The 2,316-nt window shown below is 61.5% G+C and carries 3 protein-coding genes; 2 read left to right on the plus strand and 1 reads right to left on the minus strand.

Features of this window, described 5'->3' with window-relative positions; translation table 11 throughout:
- Window positions 1-23: 23 nt before the first annotated feature.
- Window positions 24-350: a hypothetical protein gene (locus EF879_RS26765; protein WP_123563355.1), complete on the minus strand. Its 327-nt coding sequence runs from the start codon at window positions 348-350 to the stop codon at window positions 24-26.
- Window positions 351-471: 121 nt separating this feature from the next.
- On the opposite strand from EF879_RS26765, the gene EF879_RS26770 reads away from it, so the two are divergent.
- On the plus strand, window positions 472-825 hold the full coding sequence (locus tag EF879_RS26770; protein WP_123563357.1) for a GntR family transcriptional regulator: 354 nt from the start codon (window positions 472-474) through the stop codon (window positions 823-825).
- 262 nt (window positions 826-1,087) lie between these two features.
- Window positions 1,088-2,302: a helix-turn-helix domain-containing protein gene (locus EF879_RS26775; RefSeq protein WP_123563359.1), complete on the plus strand. Its 1,215-nt coding sequence runs from the start codon at window positions 1,088-1,090 to the stop codon at window positions 2,300-2,302.
- The last annotated feature ends 14 nt before the right edge of the window (window positions 2,303-2,316 follow it).

The following is a 2,316-nucleotide window of genomic DNA, read 5'->3' on the forward strand; positions in this document are numbered from 1 at the left end:
GGCAGGGGCGGGGCCGAAGCAGGTCAGTTAAGGACCTTGAGCCCGCGGGCCTTCCACGTCAGACCCGACCGGCCATCCCGCTCCCAGTGCGACACGGTCGGTCCGATCAGCTCCACCAACGAACCCTCCTCAACCTGACCCGGGTCAGTCGTAAGAGTGACCTTCAACTCCTCGCCCTTCCCCCGATAGCCGTCCTCCGTGGCAACCGGCTTGGCGAACACCGCCACCGTGTACAGCGGGTCATCCGTCCCATACGCCGTGATCACCCGGCCGTCCTGATCCGCCTTGATCGACGGCTCCTCCACCACCCGCAGCTTGTAGCCGGACAGGTCCACCGGGATGTTCCGCATCTTTCGATCTCCCTACGTTGCCGCTTGTCACGACCCGATGAGACAACTATACCGACTGAGTCGACACTGTCAACACAGTAGGCTGAGTTGAGTCACCAAGCTGAGGCGGTACGCTGGGCAAATGAGGTTGGATGACGACAGCCGGCCGCCCTACCAGCAGCTAGCTGACTCGCTGCGCGACGGCATAGGGCGAGGGGAATTTCCCCCCGGTTCGCAGCTACCGTCGATCGCCGAGCTGGCCGAGCGCCACCAGGTGGCCAAGGGCACGGTCCAGGCAGCACTACGGGTACTCCGTGACTCCGGGCTAGTCGTAGCCCGGCACGGCAAAGGCGTCTTCGTCCGCACCGACGCCAACGTCGAGGAGCCAGAGGTGAGTTTGTCGGCCGTTGTGCGTCAGGTCCAGGACCTCACGGAGCACCTTCGCCGCTTGACTGAGCGGGTCGAGGAGCTGGAGCAGGCAAGCCGCCGTCAGTGACGAGGTCTTCGACACGTTCGCGGAGACCGTGCAGCTCGAAGTCCAACCAAGCAAGCTGCTCGGACAGCTTGCGAAGCTGGTTGTCGACTGCCCCGTACGGCATCAGCGCGCGACTCCTTACTTGTCCCGGTTGATCACTGCGCTCCAGCTTGCCCGCGTAGTCGATCTAGAACGAGACCTAGCTGTCGTCCATCTGCCGGTAGTCAATACAGGCGACAGCTGGCGAGATGCCGGAGGTATCCGCAGCGATGAGGCTTGAGACATGAGCACGCCCATACGGTTCGGTCAGCTACTGCGAGACCTGCGGGTCACTCACGGATGGTCGCTACGCGATCTCGGAGAGAGAATTCGTTTCAACCGGGGGTATATCGGGAAGGTTGAGCAGGGTGAAAAGTTTCCCGATCGTCAGTTCGCCGACCTAGCAGACTCGGCATTAGAGGCACATGGTGTCCTCATCGAAGCGTGGCAGGCTGAGGCTGAAGACCGTCGCGAATCCGAACGAATAGGCCGTTTGCTGACTGCATCCGTCAAAGATTCACTCCGACTCCTGTCTGCCCCGGACGAACAGCTCCTTTTTTCTGAGATTGATCAAGGTGTCAGAGCCCTTGCTGTGGATTACCTTGCTACTCCGCCAGGACCGATGCTGCAATCCGCAGTAGAGCTGCGGAGCGAGGTGATTCGTCGGCTTCGGCAACACCACTATCGGCCGCACGAGCTAGCCGACATCTACGTGATTCTTGGTCGTATCCAAGGTGTCCTGGCATACGCCGCGCTCGACCTGGGCGACGCAGACGGCGCAATGGTACATGCCGCCGTGGCTTGGACCTGCGCCGAGCGAGCTTCAGACAATGAGCTTCGGGCGTGGGTGCGGGGAACGCAAAGCCTGATTGCCCGGTTCAGCGCCGATTACAATACGGCCTTGTCCTACGTACTCGACGGGTTGTCTCGCCCTGCCCCGGGAACCGGCCGCCTGCGCTTACTGTGTGGCCTGGCGCAATGCCGTGCCAACCTTGGAGACTCCAAGGGAGCGAATGCGGCGCTCGACCAGGCGCAGCGCGAACGTGAGGAGTTGGACTCCGCCGACTCCGTTCAAGGCTTGTTCACCTTTTCAGAAGCAAAACAGCACTACTACGCCGGTAGTAGCTTGATTTGGCTCCCTGGTGCCGCCGACGCAGAACGTGCCGTGCGGGAAGCCAAGCGGGCTATCGAGATGTGGGAGAACGAAACGCCTGAAGCTCGCTCACTTGATGACGAGGCGCTAGCTCACGTATATCAGGCGACTGCTCATCTTCAGCTCGGCGAACTTGACGCCACCTATACAGCCTTGCGGCCCGTCCTGGAACTGCCGAAAGAGCGCCAGATTTCCTGGATCAAGAAGCGGATGACCCGGATCGCAAGCATGTTGAACGCTGAGCGGTATCGCGGTTCGAGCCTCGCCAAGGAGCTCCGGGAGGAGATCGGAAGCCACGCCGCATAGCCGGTGCATAGCGT

The sequence above is a fragment of the Micromonospora sp. HM5-17 genome (assembly GCF_003762835.1).
Taxonomy (GTDB): Bacteria; Actinomycetota; Actinomycetes; order Mycobacteriales; family Micromonosporaceae; genus Plantactinospora.